The sequence below is a fragment of the Trinickia sp. HAY1-2D genome, from assembly GCF_056754935.1.
Genome location: NZ_JBPGWX010000001.1, coordinates 1,297,050 through 1,320,860, shown reverse-complemented (window position 1 = coordinate 1,320,860; position 23,811 = coordinate 1,297,050). Strand labels below are relative to the sequence as shown.

General features: G+C 63.2%; 18 protein-coding genes. 8 read left to right on the top strand and 10 right to left on the bottom strand.

Annotated features, from left to right (window positions below; all coding sequences use genetic code 11):
• Positions 1-34: 34 nt before the first annotated feature.
• The 4 genes from ACR9ZC_RS05835 to ald all read left to right on the top strand — a co-directional run bounded on the left by ACR9ZC_RS05835 (position 35) and on the right by ald (position 3,945).
• Positions 35-910 carry an intradiol ring-cleavage dioxygenase gene (locus tag ACR9ZC_RS05835; RefSeq protein ID WP_481579497.1) on the top strand — a complete coding sequence of 292 codons (876 nt, stop codon included), beginning with the start codon at positions 35-37 and terminating at the stop codon, positions 908-910.
• A gap of 38 nt (positions 911-948) precedes the next feature.
• The gene (locus tag ACR9ZC_RS05830) at positions 949-2,013 is read left to right on the top strand and encodes a maleylacetate reductase (protein WP_481579496.1); all 1,065 of its coding nucleotides are present in this window, start codon (positions 949-951) and stop codon (positions 2,011-2,013) included.
• A gap of 86 nt (positions 2,014-2,099) precedes the next feature.
• Entirely contained in the window at positions 2,100-2,744 is a 645-nt protein-coding gene (locus ACR9ZC_RS05825) for a DUF1345 domain-containing protein (protein ID WP_481579495.1), read from the top strand.
• 85 nt (positions 2,745-2,829) lie between these two features.
• On the top strand, positions 2,830-3,945 hold the full coding sequence (ald, locus tag ACR9ZC_RS05820) for an alanine dehydrogenase (protein ID WP_331573035.1): 1,116 nt from the start codon (positions 2,830-2,832) through the stop codon (positions 3,943-3,945).
• A 33-nt stretch (positions 3,946-3,978) separates the two neighbouring features.
• Here ald and ACR9ZC_RS05815 read toward each other — a convergent pair whose 3' ends face one another.
• Genes ACR9ZC_RS05815 through ACR9ZC_RS05805 form a run of 3 tightly spaced genes read right to left on the bottom strand, consistent with a single transcriptional unit; the run spans position 3,979 to position 6,997 of the window.
• The gene (locus tag ACR9ZC_RS05815; RefSeq protein WP_481579494.1) at positions 3,979-5,424 is read right to left on the bottom strand and encodes a LutB/LldF family L-lactate oxidation iron-sulfur protein; all 1,446 of its coding nucleotides are present in this window, start codon (positions 5,422-5,424) and stop codon (positions 3,979-3,981) included.
• Positions 5,421-6,134, bottom strand: coding sequence for a LutC/YkgG family protein (locus ACR9ZC_RS05810; protein ID WP_481579493.1), 714 nt, complete (start codon positions 6,132-6,134; stop codon positions 5,421-5,423). The genes ACR9ZC_RS05815 and ACR9ZC_RS05810 overlap by 4 nt, the downstream gene beginning before the upstream one ends.
• Positions 6,131-6,997: a (Fe-S)-binding protein gene (locus ACR9ZC_RS05805; protein ID WP_481579492.1), complete on the bottom strand. Its 867-nt coding sequence runs from the start codon at positions 6,995-6,997 to the stop codon at positions 6,131-6,133. The genes ACR9ZC_RS05810 and ACR9ZC_RS05805 overlap by 4 nt, the downstream gene beginning before the upstream one ends.
• Before the next feature lie 141 nt (positions 6,998-7,138).
• Here ACR9ZC_RS05805 and ACR9ZC_RS05800 point away from each other — a divergent pair, with 141 nt between their 5' ends.
• The gene (locus ACR9ZC_RS05800; RefSeq protein WP_481579491.1) at positions 7,139-7,912 is read left to right on the top strand and encodes a FadR/GntR family transcriptional regulator; all 774 of its coding nucleotides are present in this window, start codon (positions 7,139-7,141) and stop codon (positions 7,910-7,912) included.
• A gap of 10 nt (positions 7,913-7,922) precedes the next feature.
• On the opposite strand, the gene ACR9ZC_RS05795 is transcribed toward ACR9ZC_RS05800, so the two are convergent.
• The 5 genes from ACR9ZC_RS05795 to ACR9ZC_RS05775 form a co-directional block, all read right to left on the bottom strand.
• Positions 7,923-8,972, bottom strand: coding sequence for a lysozyme family protein (locus ACR9ZC_RS05795; RefSeq protein ID WP_481579490.1), 1,050 nt, complete (start codon positions 8,970-8,972; stop codon positions 7,923-7,925).
• A gap of 75 nt (positions 8,973-9,047) precedes the next feature.
• Positions 9,048-11,489 carry a pentatricopeptide repeat-containing protein gene (locus ACR9ZC_RS05790; RefSeq protein WP_481579489.1) on the bottom strand — a complete coding sequence of 814 codons (2,442 nt, stop codon included), beginning with the start codon at positions 11,487-11,489 and terminating at the stop codon, positions 9,048-9,050.
• Between the two features lie 222 nt (positions 11,490-11,711).
• Positions 11,712-12,653 carry a hypothetical protein gene (locus ACR9ZC_RS05785; RefSeq protein WP_481579488.1) on the bottom strand — a complete coding sequence of 314 codons (942 nt, stop codon included), beginning with the start codon at positions 12,651-12,653 and terminating at the stop codon, positions 11,712-11,714.
• A gap of 289 nt (positions 12,654-12,942) precedes the next feature.
• The gene (locus ACR9ZC_RS05780; RefSeq protein ID WP_481579487.1) at positions 12,943-14,889 is read right to left on the bottom strand and encodes a leucine-rich repeat domain-containing protein; all 1,947 of its coding nucleotides are present in this window, start codon (positions 14,887-14,889) and stop codon (positions 12,943-12,945) included.
• 62 nt (positions 14,890-14,951) lie between these two features.
• Positions 14,952-17,366 carry a leucine-rich repeat domain-containing protein gene (locus tag ACR9ZC_RS05775; protein ID WP_481579486.1) on the bottom strand — a complete coding sequence of 805 codons (2,415 nt, stop codon included), beginning with the start codon at positions 17,364-17,366 and terminating at the stop codon, positions 14,952-14,954.
• Between the two features lie 788 nt (positions 17,367-18,154).
• Here ACR9ZC_RS05775 and ACR9ZC_RS05770 point away from each other — a divergent pair.
• Positions 18,155-18,517: a hypothetical protein gene (locus ACR9ZC_RS05770; protein WP_481579485.1), complete on the top strand. Its 363-nt coding sequence runs from the start codon at positions 18,155-18,157 to the stop codon at positions 18,515-18,517.
• A gap of 665 nt (positions 18,518-19,182) precedes the next feature.
• On the opposite strand, the gene ACR9ZC_RS05765 is transcribed toward ACR9ZC_RS05770, so the two are convergent.
• Together ACR9ZC_RS05765 and ACR9ZC_RS05760 are read right to left on the bottom strand one after the other, a co-directional pair.
• Positions 19,183-19,680 (bottom strand): hypothetical protein, encoded by a 498-nt coding sequence (locus tag ACR9ZC_RS05765; protein WP_481579484.1) that lies wholly within the window; start codon positions 19,678-19,680, stop codon positions 19,183-19,185.
• A 435-nt stretch (positions 19,681-20,115) separates the two neighbouring features.
• Positions 20,116-21,174, bottom strand: a complete 1,059-nt coding sequence (locus ACR9ZC_RS05760) for an alpha/beta hydrolase (protein ID WP_481579483.1) — start codon at positions 21,172-21,174, stop codon at positions 20,116-20,118.
• Between the two features lie 468 nt (positions 21,175-21,642).
• Here ACR9ZC_RS05760 and ACR9ZC_RS05755 point away from each other — a divergent pair, with 468 nt between their 5' ends.
• Positions 21,643-22,380: a hypothetical protein gene (locus tag ACR9ZC_RS05755; protein ID WP_481579482.1), complete on the top strand. Its 738-nt coding sequence runs from the start codon at positions 21,643-21,645 to the stop codon at positions 22,378-22,380.
• Positions 22,356-23,465: a CPBP family intramembrane glutamic endopeptidase gene (locus ACR9ZC_RS05750; RefSeq protein WP_481579481.1), complete on the top strand. Its 1,110-nt coding sequence runs from the start codon at positions 22,356-22,358 to the stop codon at positions 23,463-23,465. The genes ACR9ZC_RS05755 and ACR9ZC_RS05750 overlap by 25 nt, the downstream gene beginning before the upstream one ends.
• Positions 23,466-23,811: the final 346 nt, after the last annotated feature.

The window sequence follows — 23,811 nt, the reverse complement described above, 5'->3', positions numbered from 1 at the left end:
CGAAACGCTCGAGACAACCGCGGAGGAGGCACCCATGCTCGATGTCGATGAAAACACGCTGACGGAAATCGTGGTGGCGCGTCATGCCGACGCGGACAATCCCCGCCTGAAGCAGATCATGACCAGCCTCGTGCGGCATCTTCACGGGTTCGCGCGAGAGGTCGGCTTGACCGAAGACGAATGGTTCGAAGGCATCCGGTTTCTGACCGAGGTCGGCAAGATGACTGACGACAAACGTCAGGAGTTCATCCTGCTCTCGGACACGCTCGGGCTGTCGATGCTCGTCACCGCGATGAACAATCGCAAGCCGCGGGGGTGTACCGAGTCCACCGTCTTCGGACCGTTCTTCGTCGAGCAGGCTCCCGAGTACCAGTGCGGCGAGGACATGGCAAATGGCGCGAAAGGCGAGCCCTGCTTCGTATCGGGTCGCGTGACCGCGCTTGACGGCACGCCCGTCGCAGGCGCGCTCATCGATGTCTGGCAGGCCGATTCCGACGGTTTTTACGACGTGCAGTACCGAGGTCAGGAGGAGGCGCATGCGCGAGGCAGGCTCAGGAGTTTGCCTGACGGCTCGTTTCATTTTCGATCTGTCAGGGCGGAGTCCTATCCCATCCCCTACGATGGCCCGGTCGGGCGCATGCTCGAAGCGCTCGGGCGCCATCCGTGGCGCCCCGCACACCTGCATTTCATGATCGAAGCCCCGGGCTACGATCGTCTGATCACGCATGTGTTTCGATCGGGCGACCAATATCTCGACTCGGACGCCGTCTTTGGCGTGCGCCCTTCGCTGATCGCGGACTGGCAGCAGCATGAGGCGGGCATTGCACCGGACGGCACCGCCATGGATGTGCCGTTCAGTACACTCGATTTCACGTTCGTGCTGAATCGGTCCGATGGCGAACAACGGTAAGGTCGTTCAAGGGTAAGACGGAGTTTATCGAAGGACAAATGGATTCATTCGTTTATCAAGCCCAAGCCGCGCGGGTCATTTTCGGCGCCGGCACCGGGGCCAAGCTCGGCGAGGAAGCGCAGCGCCTGGGGCTCACGCGCGTGCTCGTGCTGTGTACGCCGGGTCGAACGGAACTTGCCGAGCGCGCCGCGCAATGGCTCGGCTCGCGGGCCGTCGGCGTGTTCGACGGAGCGACCATGCATACGCCCGTCGCGGTAACCGAGCGTGCGCTCGCTGCAGTGAAATCGCTTGGCGCGGACGGCGTCGTCTCCATTGGCGGAGGTTCGACGACCGGACTCGGAAAGGCCATCGCATTGCGTACCGACCTTCCGCAAATCGCGATACCGACCACGTACGCGGGCTCGGAAATGACGCCGATTCTCGGCGAGACGCGCGACGGCGTGAAGACGACGCAGCGCACCGCCAAGGTATTGCCGGAGGTGGTCATTTACGACGTCGAATTGACGCGTTCGTTGCCCGTGCCGTTGTCGGCGCTCTCGGCCTTCAATGCGATCGCGCATGCGGTCGAGGCGCTTTATGCGCCTGATACGAATCCGATCGTTTCTCTGATGGCGCAAGAAGGCGTACGTTCGATCGTCAAAGCGCTCGGCCGGATTGCCGCAACGCCGCACGATCTCGGCGTCAGAGCGGATCTGCTCTATGGCGCCTGGCTCTGTTCGTGCTGCCTCGGCGCAACGACCATGGGACTGCACCACAAGCTCTGTCATACGCTGGGCGGCCTGTTCGATCTGCCGCACGCCGAAACGCACACGATCGTATTGCCCTATGTGCTCGAATTCAACGCGCCGACGGTCCCCGATGCCGTCGCGCGGTTGGGCCGGGCAATGGAAACGGACGATCCGGTCCGTGCGCTCATCGAACTCGAACGGAGTTTGCACCTCCCCATGGCACTGCGCGATGTGGGGATGCCGAACGATGGCATCGCCCGCGCTGTCGCGCAAGCCACGGCCAATCCCTATGCGAACCCGCGTGAAGTCGATGCCGCGTCGTTGACTGAACTGATCGAACGCGCGTGGAGGGGGGCGGGGGCACACGCTCACTGAATGCGGGTCGCATCCGCGGGCTGTCTATGGTTAACTGCCGCATTCGACGAACTTTCCATGCGGTTTCCCAAGACAGAGGAACGACGATGTCCCGATTCTTCGCCAATCGCCCGCGCACCTTCATTGCCGTCTTTTTTGGCCTGGCCGCATGTTTCATCGCGCCGTGGCACTTGCGCCCGATACAGCGCGCGTTGTTCGGATGGGACTGCGGCGTCTGGCTTTTTCTGGTCCTCATCTGGACAAGAATGGCGCAGGCCAGCCCGAAGGACGTCCAGCGCGTTGCGGAGCGCGAGGACGAGGGCGCCACGGAAGTCCTCATCATCATCACGATCGCGGCGATCGCAAGTCTCGCCGCCATTGTCGTCGAGCTGTCGGCCGCCAAGGGGATCGGTGCGCGGGCGGCGGGCCTCAATTACGTGCTGACAGCCGCCACGATGCTGGGTGCATGGCTGCTGATCCCCACTATGTTCACGCTGCAATATGCGCGTTACTACCATCGCTCGAAGGACAAGACGTCGCTGACGTTTCCCGACAACGACACGGAGCACGATTACTGGGATTTTCTGTATTTCTCGTTCACGATAGCGGTCGCCTCGCAGACCGCGGATGTGACGGTCTGTTCGCGCGCGGCGAGGCGCACGGTGCTGGCACAGTCGATTCTCTCGTTCTTCTTCAACGCGGCCGTGCTCGGGCTATCGGTGAATATTGCTGCGGGACTGCTCGGCTCGTGAGAGGATGGCGATCACGCCGTCGCGCTTATCCGGCGGGACGGCACCGGACTCCAGAATCACTATCGTGAAAGGGCGGAGGTGGACTATGTTGATCGGCGTTCCCAAGGAAATCAAGAGCCAGGAATCGCGCGTCGGATTGACGCCCGCAAGCGCGCGGGAACTGACGAGCCGCGGTCATCAGGTATGGGTCGAGGCCGGGGCGGGCTCCGTTATCGGGCTACCGGACGAAGACTATGTCGCTGCAGGCGCCACCCTATGCGGCACTGCAAAAGAAATCTTTTCGCAAGCCGACCTGATAGTCAAAGTCAAGGAGCCGCAGCCCGGGGAAATCGCGATGCTGCGGCCGGGGCAGATCCTGTACACCTACCTCCATCTCGCGCCCGATCCTCGGCAGGCGGCCGGCCTCATCGAATCGGGCGCTGTCTGTATCGCGTACGAGACGATCACGGGCCCCGGCGGCGGCTTGCCACTGCTTGCGCCGATGAGCGAAGTGGCAGGGCGGATGTCGATCCAGGTGGCCGCCGCGCATCTTGAGATACCGCGTGGCGGGATGGGGCTGCTGCTGGCCGGCGTGCCGGGCGTGGCCGCGGCGCATGTCGTCATCCTCGGCGCCGGCGTGGTGGGGACCAACGCGCTGCAAATGGCGGTAGGCATGGGCGCGCGCGTGACGGTCATCGATCGCGACGTGGACCGGCTGCGCCATCTCGATCTCACCTTCGGCAATCGCATCACGACGCTGCATTCGAGCGCCCATGCGATCGAAGCATCGGTGGCGGCGGCGGATGCCGTCATCGGCGCCGTGCTGATTCCCGGCGCGGCCGCACCGCGCCTCGTCACGCGCGAGATGATTTCGAAGATGCGCAAAGGTGCCGTGGTAGTGGATGTGGCCATCGATCAGGGCGGGTGTTTCGAAACCTCGCACGCCACGACGCATGCGCAGCCGACCTACGTGGTCGATGGCGTGGTGCACTACTGCGTTGCCAATATGCCGGGTGCCGTTGCTCGAACCTCGACGTTCGCGCTGAACAACGCCACGATCGCGCATGCCATCGCATTGGCGGACAAGGGATGGAAGCGGGCGCTGGCGGACAATCCGCATCTGCGCGCCGGACTCAATGTCTGCCAGGGCCATGTCACGCACAAGGCGGTCGCCAAGGCGCTGGGCCTGCCGTTTCGGCCCGCGGAGGAATTCGCCTCGTAGATCGGCCCCACGCGAGCCCGCGGTTGCCCGGCGTCATTCGGGCTGGCCGCGCTCGCGCAGCAGGTCTGCCAAGCTGCGCGCCGCGGGCTTGAGCGGCACGCGATGGTGCGTCCATCCCAGTTGCTGCTTCGGCGTCAGCGCACGCAATCTCGTGGCGGCCCAGCGGAACAGGCGATAGGCGCGCGGGTCCGAGAAGGCGCCGCTCCAGAACCGCCATACGATATGTTCGCGACGGCTGTAGCGTGCCCCTTGTCCGCGAAGCGGATGCGCGACGGCCTCGTCCGGTGCGCGGTTCGCTTCGGTGCGTAGCCTGATCAGCAGCTTGGGAATCGGAATGCGCACGGGGCAGACATCGCCGCACGCGCCGCACAGAGTGGATGCGGTCGGCAAATCGGCCGTGGCATCGAGTCCGAGCAGATGCGGCGAGATGATTTTGCCGATGGGGCCCGGATAGGTCGTTCCGTATGCATGGCCGCCAATGCGCGTATAGACCGGGCAATGATTCATGCAGGCGCCGCAGCGAATACATTGCAGCGTGGCGCGCAGCGACTCGTCCGCATAGGCTTGAGTGCGCCCGTTGTCGAGCAGCACGAGGTGCATTTCGCGTGGACCGTCGAGCTCGCCTTCCCGGCGCGGGCTCGAAATCAGATTGAAGTAGGTTGTGATCGGCTGGCCGGTGGCCGAGCGCGTCAAGAGACTCGAAAGCGGCACGATGTGCTCGAGCTTCGCCACGACTTTCTCGATCCCCATGATGGCTATGTGTATCGCCGGCACGCTGGTCGACAAGCGGCCATTGCCTTCGTTTTCGACGAGCCAGAGCGTGCCCGTATCGGCCGCCGCGAAGTTGACGCCCGAAATGCCGATATCGGCCTCGGCGAAGGCGCGACGCAATGCGCGCCGGCCTGTCTGAATGAGTTCGTCGACATCCTCGGTGTAGGACGTGTCGGGAATATGCGCTTCGAAAAGCTTGCCGATCTGGCCACGCGTCTTGTGTATCGCCGGCATGACGATGTGCGACGGCTTTTCGCCCGCGATCTGGACGATGTATTCGCCCATGTCCGATTCGAGGCACTCGATGCCGCGCGCGCCGAGGTAATGGTTCAGTTCCATCTCCTCGCTCGCCATCGATTTGCCCTTGATGACCTTGCGTGCGCCGCTGGCTGCCGCGATGCGGTGGATGATGCGATTGGCTTCGTCCGCGGTCTCGGCCCAATGCACTTGAACCCCGGCTGCGCCCAGGCGTGTTTCGAGCTCGACGAGCAACTCGGGCAGGCGCGCCAGCGCATGCTGCCGCACGGATTCGCCAAGGTCGCGCAATGCTTCGAGCTCGTCCGGGTCGGGAAACTGCACGCTGCGTCTGGCTTGAAGAAAATCCATCGCGCCGCGAAAGCTATTGCGCAACGCGTCGTCGTCCAGCGCCGCACGGGCGCGCGCCTTGAAATCGGCCGGCGCAACGAAATGCAAGGGCGTGCTGCTCATCGGGCGGCTCCTTCGGCTTCGGCCGCGTCGGTCACGATCACGACCCACAGCCAGCGCGGACCATGCGCGCCGTACGCGAGGGTTTGCTGGATATCGGATGTCTTGGAGGGCCCCGAGATCAGCACGAGATTGGTCGGCATGCCGGCGCTCCAGCGTTCCGTTTTTGCCGCCGAGTGCAGATCCGCGTGCAATGAACCGGCACGCACGAGCGCGATATGCAACGGCGGGACGAGCGACATCGTGCGTGGCGAGCCTCGATCGGGCTCGAGTATCAGCGTTCCTGTCGCGGCGATGCCCGATCGGGCGACCGTGAACCCCGCGTCGATCGTGTCGAAGAGCTCGCGCTTCCATGCTTCTATTTCGGCATTGAACGCTATGGTCTCGGTGGACGCGGGCAGCGTTTTGGTCAGCGCCGCGCCTTCCGGGGTTTCGGGGTCGAGCAGCAAACGGCGCACGCTCGACTCCGCAAGCCGATCGGCGAGTCGCGCCGGCCATGAAGCAGGGCTTGCGCAGATGACTTCCGCATGCGCCGCGATCAATGCGCCGCGCATCGCGGTCACGCGTTCGGATACCGACACCGACTGCGACGCATGGCGCGCCGCATAGTGCATATCGATTGCGCGATCGATGTCGTTGGCGCTGGTGCGCGCTTCGCCGCGCGCCGTGCGCAGCTTGCCTAGGATTCGATCGCGTGCGCTGAGCGTGCTCATGCCGATGCCTTTTCTTTCGGTGGTGTCGCTTGCGTGGGGTGTCCCGTTGGTTGCGAATCGCCGTTCTTGCCGCAAGAAGGGGACGGCTGACCGCCCGTGCGGCGCCACAGGAAACTCGCGAGGTGCTCGACGGCAAGCGGTGCATGCTCGTGTGCCGCGGCGTGCCCGATGTTGAGCAGACATCCGCAATCGGCCGAAACCAGGGTGTCGCAGCCCGTCGCACAGGCCGACGCGACCTTGTCGCGCACCATCGCACCGGAAATATCGGGTTGCTTCAGCGAGAACGTTCCGCCGAATCCGCAGCACTCGGATTCGCGCTCATGCTCGATTCGCGCGACGCCCGGCAACGTGTCGACGAGCGCGACGCCGTGCGCTCGCGTACCCATTTCACGGCGTGCCGCGCACGATGTATGAAGCACGATGCGCTCGGGGTTCGTGGCACCGCACGCCGGTGTGGCAGCGTAATCGACCTTCAATACATGCAGCAGGAACTCGCCGAGTTCGTAGATTCGCGAGGCGACATCGCTCGCGCGGCGATGCGTTGCCGGATCGTCGGAAAAAAGATCGGGCCAATGATGGCGCATCATGCCCGCGCACGAGCCGGACGGTACGACGACGGGCCACGGCTGATCGAAGAGACGCAGCTGTGCGCGTGCGACGGTACGGGCTTGTTCGGGGTTGCCGCTGCTATAGGCGGGTTGTCCGCAGCAGCTTTGGCCGCGCGGAAAATGCACTGTCACGCCCTCCCGTTCGAGCAGCCGGACGGCGTCGAGGCCCGCGTGCGGAACGAACAGGTCGACGAGGCAAGTCGCGAACAGATAAACGTGGCGCGGCCGATCGCTGGGATAGTGTCTTTCCCGCATTGCTGCTCTCCATGGGGTGCCTGCTTCTGTCGTGAGCGGGCGTGACGGCGGTGGGTGCATAATTCCCGCATTTGCGCGCCGGCTCAAATTGGTTGGACCACCCGTGGGAGCCGGACCGTCGGTGACGAGGCGGACAACGATATGACGACGAACGATCAAGGCCGCGTGGTGGCGGTCATGCGCAGGCTGGAGACGTCGATGCTCGACGGAACGTGGGCCGCGGGCTCGCGTTTGCCGGCCGAGCGGACGCTGGCGGCCGAGTATGGTGTCGCGCGCAACACGATTCGCGAGGCGATCCAGCGGCTTGCCGCGCGCGGCTTGCTCGTCAGCCGTCGTGGCGCCGGCGTATTCGTGACCGACAGGCTGCGCACGGGGATTGCGTCGTCCCCGTGGGGACAACTGGTTGCCGATCACCCTGTATTGCGCGATGACATTCTGGAGTTCCGACGCGTACTGGAAGGCGCGACTGCGTACTTCGCGGCCTTGCGTGGGACAGCCGACGACCGCAAGCGCATTGGCGCAATTCTTCGGGAGCTGGAGAAGGCCCGCGCAAGCAACGATATGACCGCGGAGGCCGATGCCGATACGCGCCTTCATGCCGCGATTGCGGCGGCCTCGCACAATGCCATGTTTTTGCATCTGCACGCGAGCGTGATCGGCCTGCTACGCGAACACATCACAGTCAGCGGCACGGGACTCAGGCAAGAGGACGAAGAGGCGTCACAGCTTCTGCTGATGCAGCACCGGACGCTTTGCGAAGCGATTTGCGCGCGCCAGCCCGAGCAAGCGCGCACGGCCATGCAGACGCATATCGACTTCGTCCGAGGCAAGTTGGGGCAGGACGCATGGCGGGAGCCCGCGCTCGAAAATAAACGGACGCGGGCCCCGAAGCGGTTGCCGGAAGTTGCCGGCTGACCGCGGCACTTTATCGGCCAGGACCGAGAACGGCAGGATCCTTCAGCGCGGCGTCGATCTTGGCGATGTAGCTTGCTCCGCTCGGGTTGTTCGGGTTGTCATTGCCCGACACATAATACGAGAGGCCTTGCTCCAGGCCACCGTGGTCCGCTATGCGCTGGGCGAGATTGGAAGCGGCCATGCGCAACTGAATCGTAGGGCTGTCCTTGTACTGATCGAAGGTCACCACCTGGCTGCCGACGCGTGCATTGCCAGGGCCGCCATTCGCCCACTCGCGGCCATCGAGATATTTGCGCGAGATTTGCCCGAGACCGACCGAGGTGTTGTTGTCGGCCGCTCGGTCGAGGTCGCCCTCCTGGTGCAGCGCTTTCTGATAGCCCTGGCTGAATGCGCCGGATTCCACTTGCAGCTGTGCGCGAAATACGTTGGGGTCCAGACCGTACTCCTTGGCCGTCTCGTCGACTGCCCGGCCGAAATCAGCCTGATTCTTGATCTGAGCATCCTTTTGCTTTTCGTCGCCGCGCAGCACGGGCATGAACTTGGGATGAACCGTCGCCTGAGCTTGTGCGACGCTGGTGGTATCGGGGATGAGGCGGGTGCTCGGCGTGCCCGATGCAGATTTGCCGGACGGAAGCGATCCGCTCGAGCTCGAGTTTTGCGCAGCCTTTCGCGTACCTTGGCTCGCATGAAGACCTGCCGTTGCCGTATCGTTCGTCGACGTAGGGTTGTGCGGGCCCCCCGTATTCATCTCGAGCTTGGTCTTGGCTTGCGCGCCTTGATTAGTGTCACGCGTGTCGAAGCGGCCGGGGGTGTCGGACTTGTTGTGTGCTTCATGCGCGCGATCCGCATGGTTGGGATGCGAATGCGGATGATGCGCCCCGCGATGCCCTTCGTCGCCGCCTGCTTGGGTAGGTGACATCTGCCTGAGCATGCTCTGCAGTTGCGCTTCCACCGTGGCAAGCAGAGCCTCCGTTTTCTGCAGCGAACTGGGATTGATCGGGCCTTCATGACTGAACGACGCTGGCCCTGTACCCTCGACGCGACCATTGATAACCGACATGATGATTCCTCTCCCGCCTATTGATGGATTGCGCACACCGTATCGCTTTCGGGGCGTGACGCTGGTGAATCCATGCTAAGAGGCGTGAGCCGCAATCTCCGGCGTAAGGTGCGAATTCGCGATGCCGCCGGCGAAGTCGATCCGCGAGGGGACCAGCACGCCGGGGTTGCGAGCGGATACGGCGTAGCCGGCGGGCCAGTATCGGTTCAGTTCGGCCAGCACAGCATGCTTCACCGCATTGTCTCCATGCTGCCCGACGATGTAAGTGGTGCGTCGATCCAGATTGCCGGCGGCGGCGTGATAGTGCAGCAGGGCAACGGCGAGCGCGGACGCGATCCCGCGCGGCCGATCGGATCTCGGCGGATTGGCGCAGACATGATCCTCGTGGAAGTCGAGCGCATTGGCGGCCGCGTCGTACCCGGCCTGCGGTGTAAAGACGCCGTCCGCGATGGCGTCGTCGATGAGCCGATGCGCGTGCTCGGCGCGGCCGGCGCCCGCATACGCCGAGATGACGGCGCTGTAAGTCGTCGCGTTGGGCTGCGTTGGCGCACCGTTAGCGGCCAGGTGCCGCGCGTTCGCCAGCAGCGCGTGCGCTTGCTCGGGACGGCCGCCTTTCGCGCAGGCCACGATCGCCGCGTTGTATGCCACGATGTCCGGCCGGATCGACGGGTCGCGCGCGGCGATATCGTTCAGTTCGGCCAGCAAGGCCGTTGCACGATCCACGAGGCCCGCTTTGCCGCAAGCGGCAATAGCCGCGCTGTAGGTGACGACATTCGGATTCATGGAAGAATCATGCCGCGCAAGCGCCTTGAGCTCGTCGAACAGCGCGAGCGCATCGTCGGCGCGCCCCGCCTTCGCACAGGCTGCGATGGCGGCGCTATAGGTGACCACCGAAGGGCGCATCGATGGATCGCGCTGGGCGCGCACCTTGAGTTCGTCGAGCAGCGCGAGCGCATCGTCGGCGCGGCCCGCCTTCTCGCATGCGGAAATCGCCGCACTGTAACTGACGACATTCGGCTGGATCGGCAGGCGCTTCAATTCGCCGAGCAACGTCAACGCTTCATCGGCCAGGCCGCCATTTTCACAGGCGGAAATGGCGGCGTTGTAGCTCGTCACCGTCGGCCGCATCGACGAATCGCGCTCGCCCAGACGTTTGAGCTTGTCGAGCAGCGCGAGCGCTTGCCGCGGCCGGCCGCCGTTTCCGCACGCGGAGATGGCCGAGTTGTAGGTAATGGGATCGACATGTATCGACGGATTCGCGCGTGCAAAGCGCTCGAGTTCGTCGAGGAGCCGAAGCGCGTCATCCGCGCGCCCCGCATTGCCGCATGCGCAGATCGCGGAGTTGTAAGTGATCGCATTGAGCCGGACAGGCTCGCCGCGCGCCGCACGGGTCTTCACTTCGTGCAGCAAAGCCAGCGCTTCGTCTGCCCGTCCTGCGTTGGCGCATGCGGAGATCGCCGCGTTGAAGACGATTTCGTTGGGGCGCATCGCCGGGTCTCTTTCACCGATGCGTTCGAGTTCGTGCAACAGCGCCAGTGCTTCGCGCGCGCGGCCCGCTTTCGCACAAGCGGAAATCGCGGCACCGTAGCTGACGATGCTCGGGCGTAGCGCCGGATCGGCTTCGGCGCGTTGCTTCAACTCATTGAGCAGGGCGAGCGCCTTGTCGGGCTGCCCCGCGTTGCCGCAAGCCGAAATCGCCGCGTTATAGGTGAACAGATCCATCCGCATGGACGGATCGTGCTTGCCGAGCTCGTCGAGTTCGGCGATCAGCGCGAGGGCTTCGTCGGAGCGCCCCGCCTTGCCGCAGGCCGATATGACCGCGTTATAGGTGATGAGGCTCGGACGGATGCCCGCATTCTTGACGGCCGTGAAAAGGCGCATCGTCGTGGCGAAGCTGCCGCCGCGCTTGAGTAGCGATGCCGTGACCTTTTGCACCTCGAGCGCCGAGCGCTTGCCGCTGCGGTAGGCGTCGATGATGGCTTTGTTCGAGCGCGTATCGGCGCCGTCGAATCTCGCGTCATCTGTGTCGCGTCCGCGCGCATCGATCGAGGCTGAGGCCGATTGAGGCGAAGCGAGCGACGCGCGCGCGCGAATATCGAGGTGCGACCGGTTCGATTGGGAGCGGGCAGGCGCATCCGTGTCGGCGGATCGAGCATTGTTTCGCAACCGGAGCGTGCCGCGCGATGCGGCGCCGTCGGCCGCACGGGGCTCGATATCGCCGGCGGGGCTCGGCGTTCGTGCGAGGACGAGCGTGCCGTTCGCGCCGCGGCGGACCTGCGCGGTCGACGCGGCGGCACTTGGCGTGCCGGCTGAGGGCACGTTGGCCCGCATCCTCTGCCCGCCTTCCGCGCCCCGATTCGGCGCCGCCTGTCCATCTTTGAGTACGGTGAGCAGCCCATCCGTCCGTGTCAGACGGCTCGTGGACGATTCTCGGTGCGGTTCGTTCCGCGATGCGGAGTCGGGTGGCGAATTGCCGGTCTGGCTGACCGGTGCGCCGGCAATTCTCGAAAGACTCATTGACTCGTTCCGCGGATGCTAAGCCACAATCGGGCCGGGAGGGTGGACACGCGAGAGCGTCGCGCTTTCGCAATTGCGCAAGCGCGATTTCGGCGGGTTTCCCCGACCCAGGGCTCCGAGACTACCGGCAGGCGCTCGGCGAGAAGACGGGGCCGGCGAAAAAGCGGCGCTACGAGCGAAACTGCGCCGGGGGCCGCGCAGATGCGGCCCCGTTCGGTGCCCTCAGTGATCCTCCTTAAGGAACTGCCAGAGCGGGCGGGGTCCTTCGTCATGCCGCCGGGAGCCGGCAGCGGACAGCGATTCGACGTCGGCCCCGCCGAAGCGGCTCGATCGGCCGCTGTCGCTCAATCGGCGCGACAGGCTCGGCGTGCGGTCGATTCGTCGCGACGACGTCCCCGAGGCGACAGAGTATGGATCGCTTGGCGCCGCACTCGGTGCGGGGCGAAATTGAGATGGCGGAAGCGGCGCGACCATATCATCGCCCTCGCGCAGATAAGCGCTGTATTCGCTGTCCAGCGAGGACGGTGCGGAAGGCAACGAACTCGGCGGCGCGAGTCTGCCGCCGCGCCGTGCGGCGCGCACGGCGGAGAGATCCGAAGGCGTCAGGCTGCTGACATAGCTGGGTACGATGCTTCCGGCGGCGCTGCTCGAGCCGCGACGCCGGTTGCGCAGCAGCGTCAGGCTGTCGACATGACTGAACACGCGACTCCCGCCCACACTTCCTTGAGAACTGCTTGTCTCGCTCGATCCTTCGTACGAGGTGAGCCGGCGCGACGACGCCGACGAATAGCCCAGACGCCCGTTGCCGAGCGCTTCGACGACACTGCCGCGCTCCGACAAGTGAAAGCTGCGCTCGCTGGGCGTGCCCGCTTGCGACAAGACCTCGGCGATCTCCGAGCGCTGCTCGCTGCCGGCGACGGAGCGGCGACCTGTGGCGTGGGGATCGATATCGATCCATCCGCTGCTGCTGCTCAGATGTTCGCTCGAGGCAGCCGAGAGACGACTTGCGTTGGAACCTCGCCCGCCCACGCTGAAATTCATGTCGATCCAATCGCTGCCGCTGCTATGGGCCGAGCCGCTCGCCGACAGCGACGGCGTCAACGAACGTGAGGTAGCCGATTCATAGACGCTCTCCGCGACGCTGCCATATTCGCTTGCGGACACCGAATGCGTCGGGCTGGCAACGCTGCTGCCTACCTCCGAACCAGCGGCAGGGGTTCGTTCGCCGCCCACCGCGGACACAAAGGATCCGCCCGCTGTCGACAGACGCGAAGCGAGGCGACCCAACGAGGCGTTGCTTGGGAGATTGCGCTGCGAGCGCGACGTCGACGATTGCCTATCGTCGTGCTCGGGCGCGGTATAAGCCGAGTGAAAGCTGGAAGTGTTGCTGATGCTGCTTGGCATGATAAGCGGCCTTTCATGTTGAAGAGAGAGGGACTGTGTGACGCTGCGCTCAATCGATTCTGAATATGGACATCATCTGCTCGAACAGATCGATGCCGCTCGTCGGCGCGGCTTCGGAATCGGTGTGCTGCGGACTGGGCCAGGCGTAGCTGCTGTAATCCCGTGTCTCCGGGTCCGCGCCGATCCCACCGTATGCCCACGGCGCGTTGCCGTAGGGTGTCGGATCCGGATCGGACTCGGTCTCTTCTTGCACCGGCGGTGTCGATGCAACCCAGGGCGGCATGCCCGCGGCTGGAGGGGCGGTTTCGGTAGTGGAAGTCGATGCCGCCCAGGCCGGCGGCCCCGAGGGTTCGCGCGTCTGCTCGTCGGCCTCCAGCCGGGGGCGAATGGCCTCGGCCCAAGGCGGTGGGCTGCGCAATGGCTGTTCCAGGTGGGCCCACGACGTGGACGTGGCGTTCGCGGGCATCTGCTGCTGCGCCGCTGTCGATGTCGATGGCATCGACGGTACCGCCATCGACGGCCCCGGTGCATGAAGCGACGAAAGGACTGCTGCGGCATTCGGCGCCGCGTTGGGTTGTAGCGGCCGAGAGAACTGCATCAGCAGGTTCGCGAGCGCGTGAACATCGAGGTTCGGCGGCACGGCCGCAGGGGTATCGAAGTTGAATTGCGGAGGCGGCGCGGCCGGAAGGGCGAAACCCGATAGACCGAGGTGAGGCCACGCACCCCAGGTGGCCGCATAGGGCGCTTGAGCGGGTGCCGGTGGCGGGGGCAGCGGGGCGCCGTAGCGATCGGCATACTCCTGCGCGCGCTCGTCGAGCCAACCATCGACGGGCTTGGTCCATGCCGGTTGCGGTCCCAGCGCGTCGGCCCCTGGCAGTTCGGGTTGGCCGACACGTTCGAGCCCGATCACCTGTCCCGGTTGACCGTGTTCGCGTATGTACTCGTCCGCGGAATAGACCGATCCGAGGTCCGGCGCATACTGGCCGACGGCTGGCGGAAGCTTGCTCGCACGAACGGGGCGATCGCTGGCCAGGATCCCGCGCCCGGGGTTCAGGCGCGCGCTTTGGACGAGCGTTGGGCGGATCTTGGTGTTTTGCGTGTGGACGATGATCTTCCCTGTTTTATTTCTCAGCGTGTGATTTTCAAATACGCTGGCGTATTCGAACCCCCCGAATTTCGTCGGCAATGTCGAGAGGTCGCGGTTGTGCTCGAGATGCAGCGTCATCGAGTAGGCTGGATTGGCAAACGTGACGGGTAGTCCCGTGAGCTTGTTATAGGACAGATTGAGGCTCCGGAGCCCATGAAAGAGCTCGCTCCAGCCATTCGGCAGTTGCCATATCTGATTGTTCTTGAGGTTGAGCTCTTTGAGGTTCGGCAGATTTTTCATCGACGCCGGGACTTCGGAAAGGAGGTTGCGTTGCGCCGAAAGCGTGCGCAGATTGATGAGCCCTTCGATCGTGTCCGGCAACCGCTCCAACTTGTTTCGATCGAGGTTCAAATAGGTGAGCTTGGTCAGTTGGCCGATCTCCGGCGGAAGGGATGGCAACTTGTTGTCTTGCAGCTCGAGGCTGTGAAGCGAATGCATCTCGCCGACTTCTTTCGTCAACCGCCGCAAGTCGTTGTTCTGCGCGTCGAGCGCCTTCGTTTTGTTGAGCAAGCCAATCTGCGTCGGCAATCGCCTCAAGCCAAGACCCGATACGTCGATCTTGGCGGCGCGTTGTTCCGCCGCTGCGACGAGACGATTCACCGCCTCGGTGCGCCTTTCTGTGGGGTACCCGTAGTTGGCCGCCCAACCATCGAGGCCTTCCTTGAACGCGGTACGTTGGCGCTCGCTGAGTCCTTCGAGCGGCCCGCCTCGATTGAGGCGTCGCGGCGAACCGGCTTCGTTCTGCTGCCTTCCGATCGCGGCTGCGCCGCGATCGTTTTTTCGAGAAGTTGGCGGTGTGCAATTGACCGCATGTGCGCCGCCACAATTAAGTAGTCCTAATTTTTTCATGAGAAATCGCCGCAAGTGGCAAGCCGTCGCATTCGATGGCCTACGAGTCGTTTTCGCCGTACTTAGAATCCGTAGGAACCGCGCCAGGCCGCCGTTGAGGCGGACTGCTGGCTCGCCAGATATTCCTTCCAGAACGGTTGTTCCTTAATGAACGCCGAGAGCTTGCGACGTCCGTTTTCGTCTTCCGCCCGATGCACTTCCCGAATGATGTCGAGCATGACGGACCCGGTACGTTCCGGCGAAACGATGTGTGCGAACATGCTTCTGAAATGCGGGTTTTCATCCATGTTCTTGCGCAGAGGCTCGAGCCCGAGAATTTGTAGCTCGCGCGAGACGATGGTCTGATAGACGAGCGCGATCTGTAGCGGATCATCGGCCAGATGGGATTGGCTCGGATCGTTCAGCTTTTTTTGCTTATTGATGTTGGCAACTGTTTCCGCCAAGTTGCAAATGACATGTTGCCTGAACAACATGATGCCGACGCGCCATACGTTGATGCCGACGGTTTCCCCGGGAATGCCCATGGCACCGCGCAATTTCGCCTGTTCCAAGCGCTGCTTCAGATGGTCGCCTTGCAGGTAAAGACGCTCGCGATAGTGCTTGGCGAGCCCGTCGAGCGTGTTGTGCTGAACCTGCTCGAACCCGAGCATGTCCAGTTCGTGCTGATGCGCCTGGTTGATTGTCGGGTCCGAAAAGTCGAACCACGAATCGTTGGAGCCAGCCACTTTGAACGGCGCCGAATGCACGTGCGGCGTCGTCGCCGGGCGCTGCATCAGCGAGGCCGCGATTTGCAGCGCCTGGGCATAGGCTGCGGCTTGCGGGTCTTGTGTCGTGTGCTGAAATCCGCTCGCCGGAAGGCTCGTACCCATCGGCATAGTTGGGAACGTCTGTGCCGGCGCCGGTTGCGGTTGCGGGATTTGCGTGGACGGGGGCGCGGTTGTAGCCGGCGGTGTAGCCGGGGACGACCCGCTGGGCCGCCATGCTGCGCTGATTTGCGTCGGTATGAACGGCTGAGTAGTCGCCGGCGGAGGCGTTTGAACGTTGACTGCCGCACTCGAACTGGGTGTGGCATTGGGCGCTTGCGCAGGCGGCGTTGTTCGCTTGCGCACGAATGCGAATGATGGCGCGTCGCTCTCTGACGAGGACTCGCTGAAGACGCTATGTACTGCCTCATTTTGCTGCGTTGGCGGTTGCTGCGTCTGTGGTTGTGCCTGCGGTTGTGGTTGTGGTTGTTGCTGGGCGTGGTGGGCCATATCGTGGCCTGCCGTTTGCCGCACAAATTGGTCGAACGAGGCGCCGCCCGTCGGACCCGACGTCGTCTGTGCCGCAAACAGTTCGGGCATTACGTGCGCCATCTGCGCAATCGGGCGTTGCGCGAGCTCGTCGACGGGAGGCGGGTCGGCTTGCATGAACGCGGGCGACTCTTTGTGATAGAGCGGCTCGTAGACCGGCACAGGCGGGGGCGGCGCGCCCGGTGCTTCTGTCAAGCGCCCATCCGTTACCAGCGTCTCCGGTAGCGGCGTGTTCGCTATACGGATTTTCAGATTTTTCGAAAGAACTTTCGAAGCGAGCGTATTCGTTCCTTGTCGCGTGATCTGGAAGCGGCGTCTCGACACATATTCGAAGGGACCGAAAGTGTTCGGCAATGTGCTCAGCGGATTGCCCTCTACGCTGAATTCCTGCAGATGCGGCAGGTTTCCGATCGATTCAGGAATGGCGCGGTCCTCTACGCTGTCCGGATGATCCGCGCTCGGCTCCAAATCTGTCAGCCGGTTCCGATCGGCCTTCAGCGTGCGCAATTTCAGAAGCGATCCGACTGTGTCCGGCACCACCTCGAAGTGATTGCGGGACATGTCGAGTTCGCGCAGCGATGCGCACTGAGCGATCTGAAGCGGGAGGTCGGTCAACATGTTTCCGCTGAGTTTCAGTTGCTTGAGCTTGCTAAGTTTGCCGATCGCGGACGTCACGGCACGGAGCGCGTTGTCTCCCAGGTTCAACGATTCGAGCTTCGTCAGCGCGCCGATGGTCGCGGGGACCTCGGCGATGGCGTTATGCGATGCATCCAACGAGCGCAGATTCTGCATTTGCGCAATCTGAGGCGATAGAAAGGACAGTTCGTTGCCCGACACGTCCAGCTTTTGCACTTCGCTGAAGCTCAATACGACCGGCGGAATGGCCGGCAGACTGTTGCCGGACAAAGAGATGCTTTTTGCGGTGCTTGCTCGCGTCATGAGCGATTCGGGCAGGGACGTGAGCGCGAGATGATCGAGCTTGACATCCTGGCCGGGTTTCGCGTCGGCCAATCTGTCGGCTGCCGTCTGGCGGCGCTCGTTTCCGCGCCTTCTCGAGTTGATCCAATTGAGCGCTTCCAGATACTGCGGATCGTCTCGGCGGGTCTGCTCGGCCGTCCGATTGGTTTCGCTTCGCCTCGACAAACTGATCGGGACCGAAACGCCCGATACCTTTTTGCAATACATTGGGTGACCTCCTCAAAGCTTGGTCGATGATTCGTTATCAGGTCCCGGCAATTCATTGCGTGAACGCCGGATGCAGGCATCCGACCCGCCATGCCCTAGGCATGCGGGTGTTGCGGATAAGCCGGGTGGCGCGAGCGTCAAGCCGAGGAGCTGGGCTCGATGCGGGCGCGATATACGCCCGCGCCGAGCGAGGCTCGGCGACGCTCACGTCCTGTCGATCAACTCATGGGCGTGAGTTCAGCGAATTGAAGAGCCGTTTCAGCGCAGGTTGTTTGCCATAGATGGACGGGCCGCGCCGAGAGGGCGCCACGGAAGACTGATACGAGGGCGCGGCGGAGAACGTGCTGCTGTCGGCGAAACTGACATTCCCAAGGCGTGATGGGCGCGGAGGCGGGCGGCGCGAGGGCGGGGGCGCCTCCGTTACGGCCGTTGATGGCGTGATATCGGATACGCTCAACTCCGTATCGGGTTGCCACGTCACCGAGGGGCGGTCCGCCGGGATAGACCCGCCAATGTCGCGCAATCGGTTCAGGCGCTCCACGAGTTCCGCGCGCTCAGCGCTACTGCTGCGGCTTCCAGCCTCCGACAGATTGTCCGAAATCGTGTGCACGGAACTGACGCTGCTTCCGCCCTTCGACGGGTTGTCGGAAATCGTATGCACGGAACTGATGGTGCTTCCAGCTTCCGAAAGCTTCTCGGAGATCGAATGCACGGAGCTCACGTCGCTTCCGGTGGGCCCCGGGGCCCACCCGCGCTGGCCGAAGCGCCCTCCGTCCATCGCGGTGGCAATGGCAGCGCGTTCGGAGTCGTTCAAGCTGCTGGCTATCGAGCCGCGATCGCTAAAGCGCGTCGGCAGAGGCACGTGCGACGAATGTCGGCTGCCGGCTTCAGACAGTGCCACGCTGACATCGGAGCGCGAGCGTCGCGATTTTTGGCTCGACGATCCCGAGTGCGAAGATAGCGGTCGGTGCGACGACGCTATGGAGCTCGCAGTGGATGGCGGCAGGTGCGACGACGCTATGGAGCTTATGGAGCTCGCAGTCGATCGATTGTCGAACGATCGGTTATCGGCCGAAGCGAACGATCCCGCGCTCGAGGTGCTGGGCGTACGCACGCTGCCGGCCCATTGCGAGTATTCGCTCTGGTTGTAATAGGGATTGCCGGCATAGTCCGAATAGTCCAGCGGTCCGCCGGAGGCGACCGAACCGAACTCGCTCAACGTATCCTGGCGTGCCGCCAGCGAGCCGAATTGCCCGTTGGACGAGCGTGTGCGCCTCTGCGATCGGGAATTGGATCGGTTCGAAGAGGCGTTGTTGGCTTGGGAGTAATAAGTGGAGTGCGAACCTGATGAACTGCCGATGTTATTGACCATATTGTTGCCTTGTCGCTTTTTCAGTGCTTGTTGGGAGAGGATGCGGATACATGATTTTTCTTGCAAAAAGGTTTTAACTCGTCGATCGAAGCAGAGCCTTCGGCGAGTCGGCTATTCTCGGTAAGCGGGGTTGGCGGAGCTCCGACTCGCGACGAAATTGCGGGGAAGCCGGCGAAACGAAACGAGTTGTTCGCTGTTGTCGCCGGATTCTCTCCGTGCGTGGCGTAATTGCGAACCGGGGGACTGAATAATCGCTGATTCACCCCGCTGAACGAACCGACATTCGAGCGTCGATTCATTCGAATCGCCGTCGTTTGCCATCGAATCAGCGTCGGTTTTTTGTCACGAGAGGAACACTATGAGAAGAGTCGGTGGCTCATCCAATTCAAACCCTTATCACTCCCAAGCAAATGACTCCCAAACCGATCGATCCGACGTTTCGTCTCAACGACGCATGCGCTCGTCGGACAGCCGATTCGATGCATTTCGGTCGCGCCCTACCGCGAACAGCGAACTTGGCTCGGTGGCATCCGAGTACGCTGAATCGGGCAGCCGCTCTACGCGACCCGGCGCATCGACGAATGCGAGCGGCCGCACGTCCGCGTCCGGGCGTGATACCGAATCGGTGAGAAACCCGGTTCGGTCGAGCGCCTTGACCGGCCGTCTCTCTGAAGCGGGCAGCAATGTCTCGGAAGCGGGCGGTAGTCGATCGCGATATAGCAGGCCTTCATCGAGCAGTACGCGCTCGGGCGCCACGGGGGCGCCCAGCCAATTCCGCCCTGCGCTGCCAAGCGTCGTGGAAGCGCTATCCGAGGCGGGCAGCACGCGCCGTACGCAGAATGCGGAACTTGCGTCGGTGCTCGAGCGGCTCTCGATGCTCCCGGAGGACGAAAGGGAACGCGATCCCGCTTTTTCAGAGCTCGTATCGGTAGTTGGCAGCATGCTGTCCGCCAGGGAGCAAACGCCGAGCATCCGGCGAGGTGGAGGTACTCGCGCGTCGACGACCGGCTCGCGCCAATCGACGATCGCGACGACGCCCGCCTCGATCGCACCATCGTCGCAACCGAGTGGAAGCGGGCAACAAGCCCGCGGTATTCATGACCGGCCCCGGCGCCTGCATCCGTTTAGTCCGGTCTCGTTGTCGTTGCCGCCTGCTCCCGAGCCCGACCGCAGCTACGCTGAAACACTGGAACACAGAATCGCTCGGCGGCGGCAAAGGCGACCTCAGCTTGCCTCACAAATCCCTCGGCCCGCCGATTCGTAATCGGGGTCGCGGTTGCAGTGGCGCATAAGCGCGCTGGCGCCCCAGGGGGCGCCAGCCGACTGCCGCCTCGAAGGGGCAGCAATGTTCAGTACGTGTAGCGTATCGCGTCCAGCTCAGGGCGTAATCTTTGCTGTCGAAAGCAACCATCCCAGCGAAGCGCTATACCAGAGCGGCGCCGTGACTTCGAGATTGATGTCGTGTCCCGAAGCGGGAACGACGAACGACGTCACGCTCGGGCTCGCACTGTAATACGGTTGCTCGGCGCTTTGCAGCGATGCGGAGGTCGAACAATCGGCGGCGCCATTGCCGCAAAAGATCACGTCGTCTTGCCCGTCGACGATGAGAATCGGCACGTTGATGAAGGCCGAGTAATACGTCGCCGACCCTTGGCCCGTTGCAAATACCCCGTTGAGTTCGGTTTGCGTGGCCGTCTGCTTCGTCTTTTCGTCGAGTTGAACGACATTCGGATCGGTCGTCGCCGGGTAATAAAACATCGCGTTGCGTGCGCCGGGCCGCGTGGTCAGATAGCCGGCGTCGAGCCCCATATTTTGGAACGCAGGATCCTGCTGTGCCGGGTAGATGTCCTGCGAAAGGAGGGTGCCGATCGTCGAACTCATCTTGTGTCCAATGCCGGTGAGGATGACGGCATCGACATCGCGATATTGGCCGGCTTCGACCCACGACGTATAAGATCCGAGCGAATGGCCGGCGAGAACGACATGCTTGAACGTATAGCCGTTGATCTGACCTTGCCGTAACGCTTGCACCAGCTCGTGCGCGACATAACCGTTCGAGTTGACCGAGATATCGGTGCTCACCGGGTGGGAACTGAGCCCGTCGCCGATCCGGTCATAGACGAATACGGCGTAGCCCGCGTTCGTCATGAAGTTGCGATACGAATAGACTTGGGGAACATACGGCCAATCCCAGTAGTGGTGATCGTACGTGGCCCCGTGCACGGTCAGGATGACCGAATTGGCTTGGCCCGATGGCGGCAGGCAGAGCTTGCCGGAAACGGAATAAGCCTTGGGCCCGCCCTCGGCCAGCGCTACCGGTACCGTGACGGACTGGCAAGTCGTCGCAGCGCTCGCCTGGGCGAACGCGTTATCGCAAACGAACGATGACAGGCCGAGCGACGCGATCGCAACGAGCAGTTTCGATGTGCGGGACAAGCGCTTTCCGGCGCGCTTTGCGGCTTTTCCAATCCGCGTTGTTTCCATCATGTTTGACCTCTTTCGAAGAAAGTTGAAGACGAGCGACGACATGCGCTGCGCGGCGAACTGCAGCGCGCAACGCTCGAAGCGCGTTGGAAGATCGGATCGGTCCGTTTTGGAACGAATGTGAATGCCGCGGCGGGGCGCCGCGTTCGCGACAGCGATGGCCGGACCGGAGCCTATGGTAGACAGGCACCTCTGTCCCGGCGACGCTGATCCTCGTAGAAGGGGTGCCGTTAAATCGCCTTCACCACGCCAGTTGTATGCGGTGTTCCCGAGCCGCATAAATCGCCAAATCGCGCCGCATTGACGATCGGTTAAAGATCGGATGAATGTCGCCGTTAACAGACGACGTGGGACGATGCGCCGCCCGTCGCGCGACGACGCTGCAATTCGGATTTGACGAACGGCTTACGGGAAAAAACGATGCTCCGGGGGATATTGAAAACGATCGCCGCGCTGGCGTGTTGCTATGCGCTCGGCGCATCGGCGAACGGGACGGACCCGATGGCCCCGGCGCCCGATCTATTGCAATCCCCGGAGCGGGCGGCCGGTATCGTGTCGGAGCATCAGCGCGACAGTTATCGGTCGGTTCTCGACGCTTATCGCGCCGGCCTCGTGCAACATCCGCATGATGTCGCGCTTGCAGTGGCGCAATGCGGGTTCATTCAACGCTTCGCGTGGTCGGAAGACCTGGAGTGGAGCGATGCTGCGGCGAAGGATTTCACGGCCTGCCAGCATATGCTCGACGAGCGCTTTCCAGGTCAGCCCGAGGCCGCGCTTTTCGTGCTCGAGCATCGCTATGGCAAAGACGCGCTCGCTTACGGCGAGCCGTTGCTCGCGCACTCCTCGGAATGGACTCCGGCGCAGCGTACGCGGCTTCATGCGGCGCTTTCGCGCGCCTATTCGGCAGTGAAGGACGAGAAGCACGCGGGCGAGCAAGCGCTGCGCGCGGTCGAACTCGATCCGTCGAACCCGTGCCTCGTCGAGGCGCTGCGCTATCTCGTGCGCTCGAGGCGCAGTGACGAGGCGCAGCGGTTGCTGGCCAGTGCGCCTGTCGCGAAGACGATCTGGCTCGAAGCCCAACGCATCAATACGGCGGCTGAACTGTTCCCGGGGCGCAGGCACGCGACGAACTCATGCGAGCCGGGCACGCCGGCTTGAAGATCGACGCCTATACGTCGGCGCGCGCGTTGTTTCGGGCCGGCGATGTGGCGGGCGCCGAGGCAGCGCTCGCCGCGCAAAAGCAGCCATCGAAATTCATGACACCGCAGAATCGCCAGATTCGACTCGATGTTGCGTTCAATGCGGGCAACTCGCTCGCGGCGGCCGATCTTTTACGCGACGAATACGACCGGACGCACCAGGCGATGCCGCTCGTTCCCGCCTACGCGCGCTTGCTCGATCTTTCCCCGAAGATGCTGATGCGTGCCGATCTCTTGCCGCTCGCCGGCGCGTTGATCTTGTACACGGTCCTGTTGGTTGCCGCACCAGGTCTGCTGTTGTTTCCCGCTCACTATCGCGGCCTCTTGCGCGCACGGGCAAAAAAGGTCAGCGAGCCGCTTTTCGGGCGCATCGGTTTGCGACATGCGTGGTGGGCTTTGTCGTCGATGTATTTCGCCCTGTATGTGTTCGGCGGATTTCGCGTGGGTACCGCATCGCTATCGCCGGCTCACGACACGGTGCTGCGCGAGGGCTGGCAACAGGGCGTGGCGATCTCGTACATCTGGTCGCTCGCCGTCATGGCGCTGGGTCTCGCATGGGTGGCAGTGCGTTTTTCGCGGCGCGAGTGGCTCGGCAGCGGAGAATGGAAAAAAGCCTGGTTCGTCCCGCCCGCGCTCTATCTCGGGTGGTGCCTATTGAATTTTGTCGCCAGCCGTCACGCGATGCCGACCGGCGGCCCCGGTGTCGCCTGGCAATTGGCATGCGTTACGGGCGCGCATTCGATAGGCGGTCTGGCGCTGCCGTTGCTGATCTTTGCGGTGGCCGTGCCCATTGTCGAGGAACTGATTTTTCGGGGTTGCCTGCTGGGAGGATTGTCCCGCCATATCAGCTTCGGGTGGGCCAACGTCATGCAGGCTGCGCTTTTTGCGGCGCTTCACAACGATATGTCGCACTTCGGGCAACGCTTCGTCCTCGCGCTGATCGCCGGATGGTTAGTGAGGAAAACTAAAGGACTGGCGTTGCCGATCGCCATGCATGGCGTGGTCAACATGTTGTTCGTATTGGCGGTTGTCCGGAACCTCTGAAGGCCGAGCTTTCGTTTTGTAATGGAAACCGAACGGCCGTAGGGAAGACCGAAGGGCAGAAAAAACACGTGTGCGCTTTCGCTGCACAATTCGGCCACTCTAACGCGGATAACGGTCCGCTCCATGGGAGGTCGCAGATGAGCGAAGTTAGCCGCGTAAGGGGTGGTCAAGAGCAGCCTGTCGCATCCGGCCCGCAACCGGACGAGAAATCCGATTCGTCGAAGGCTTCGGTTCGATCGGTACGAGGAAGGCTTGGCGAGATCGCGTCGAAAGCTCGACCGATAGCCTCCGCAGTTACTGGGGCAGCTGCGGACGCCGCGACGGCGGCACGACGATCGGCAGCATG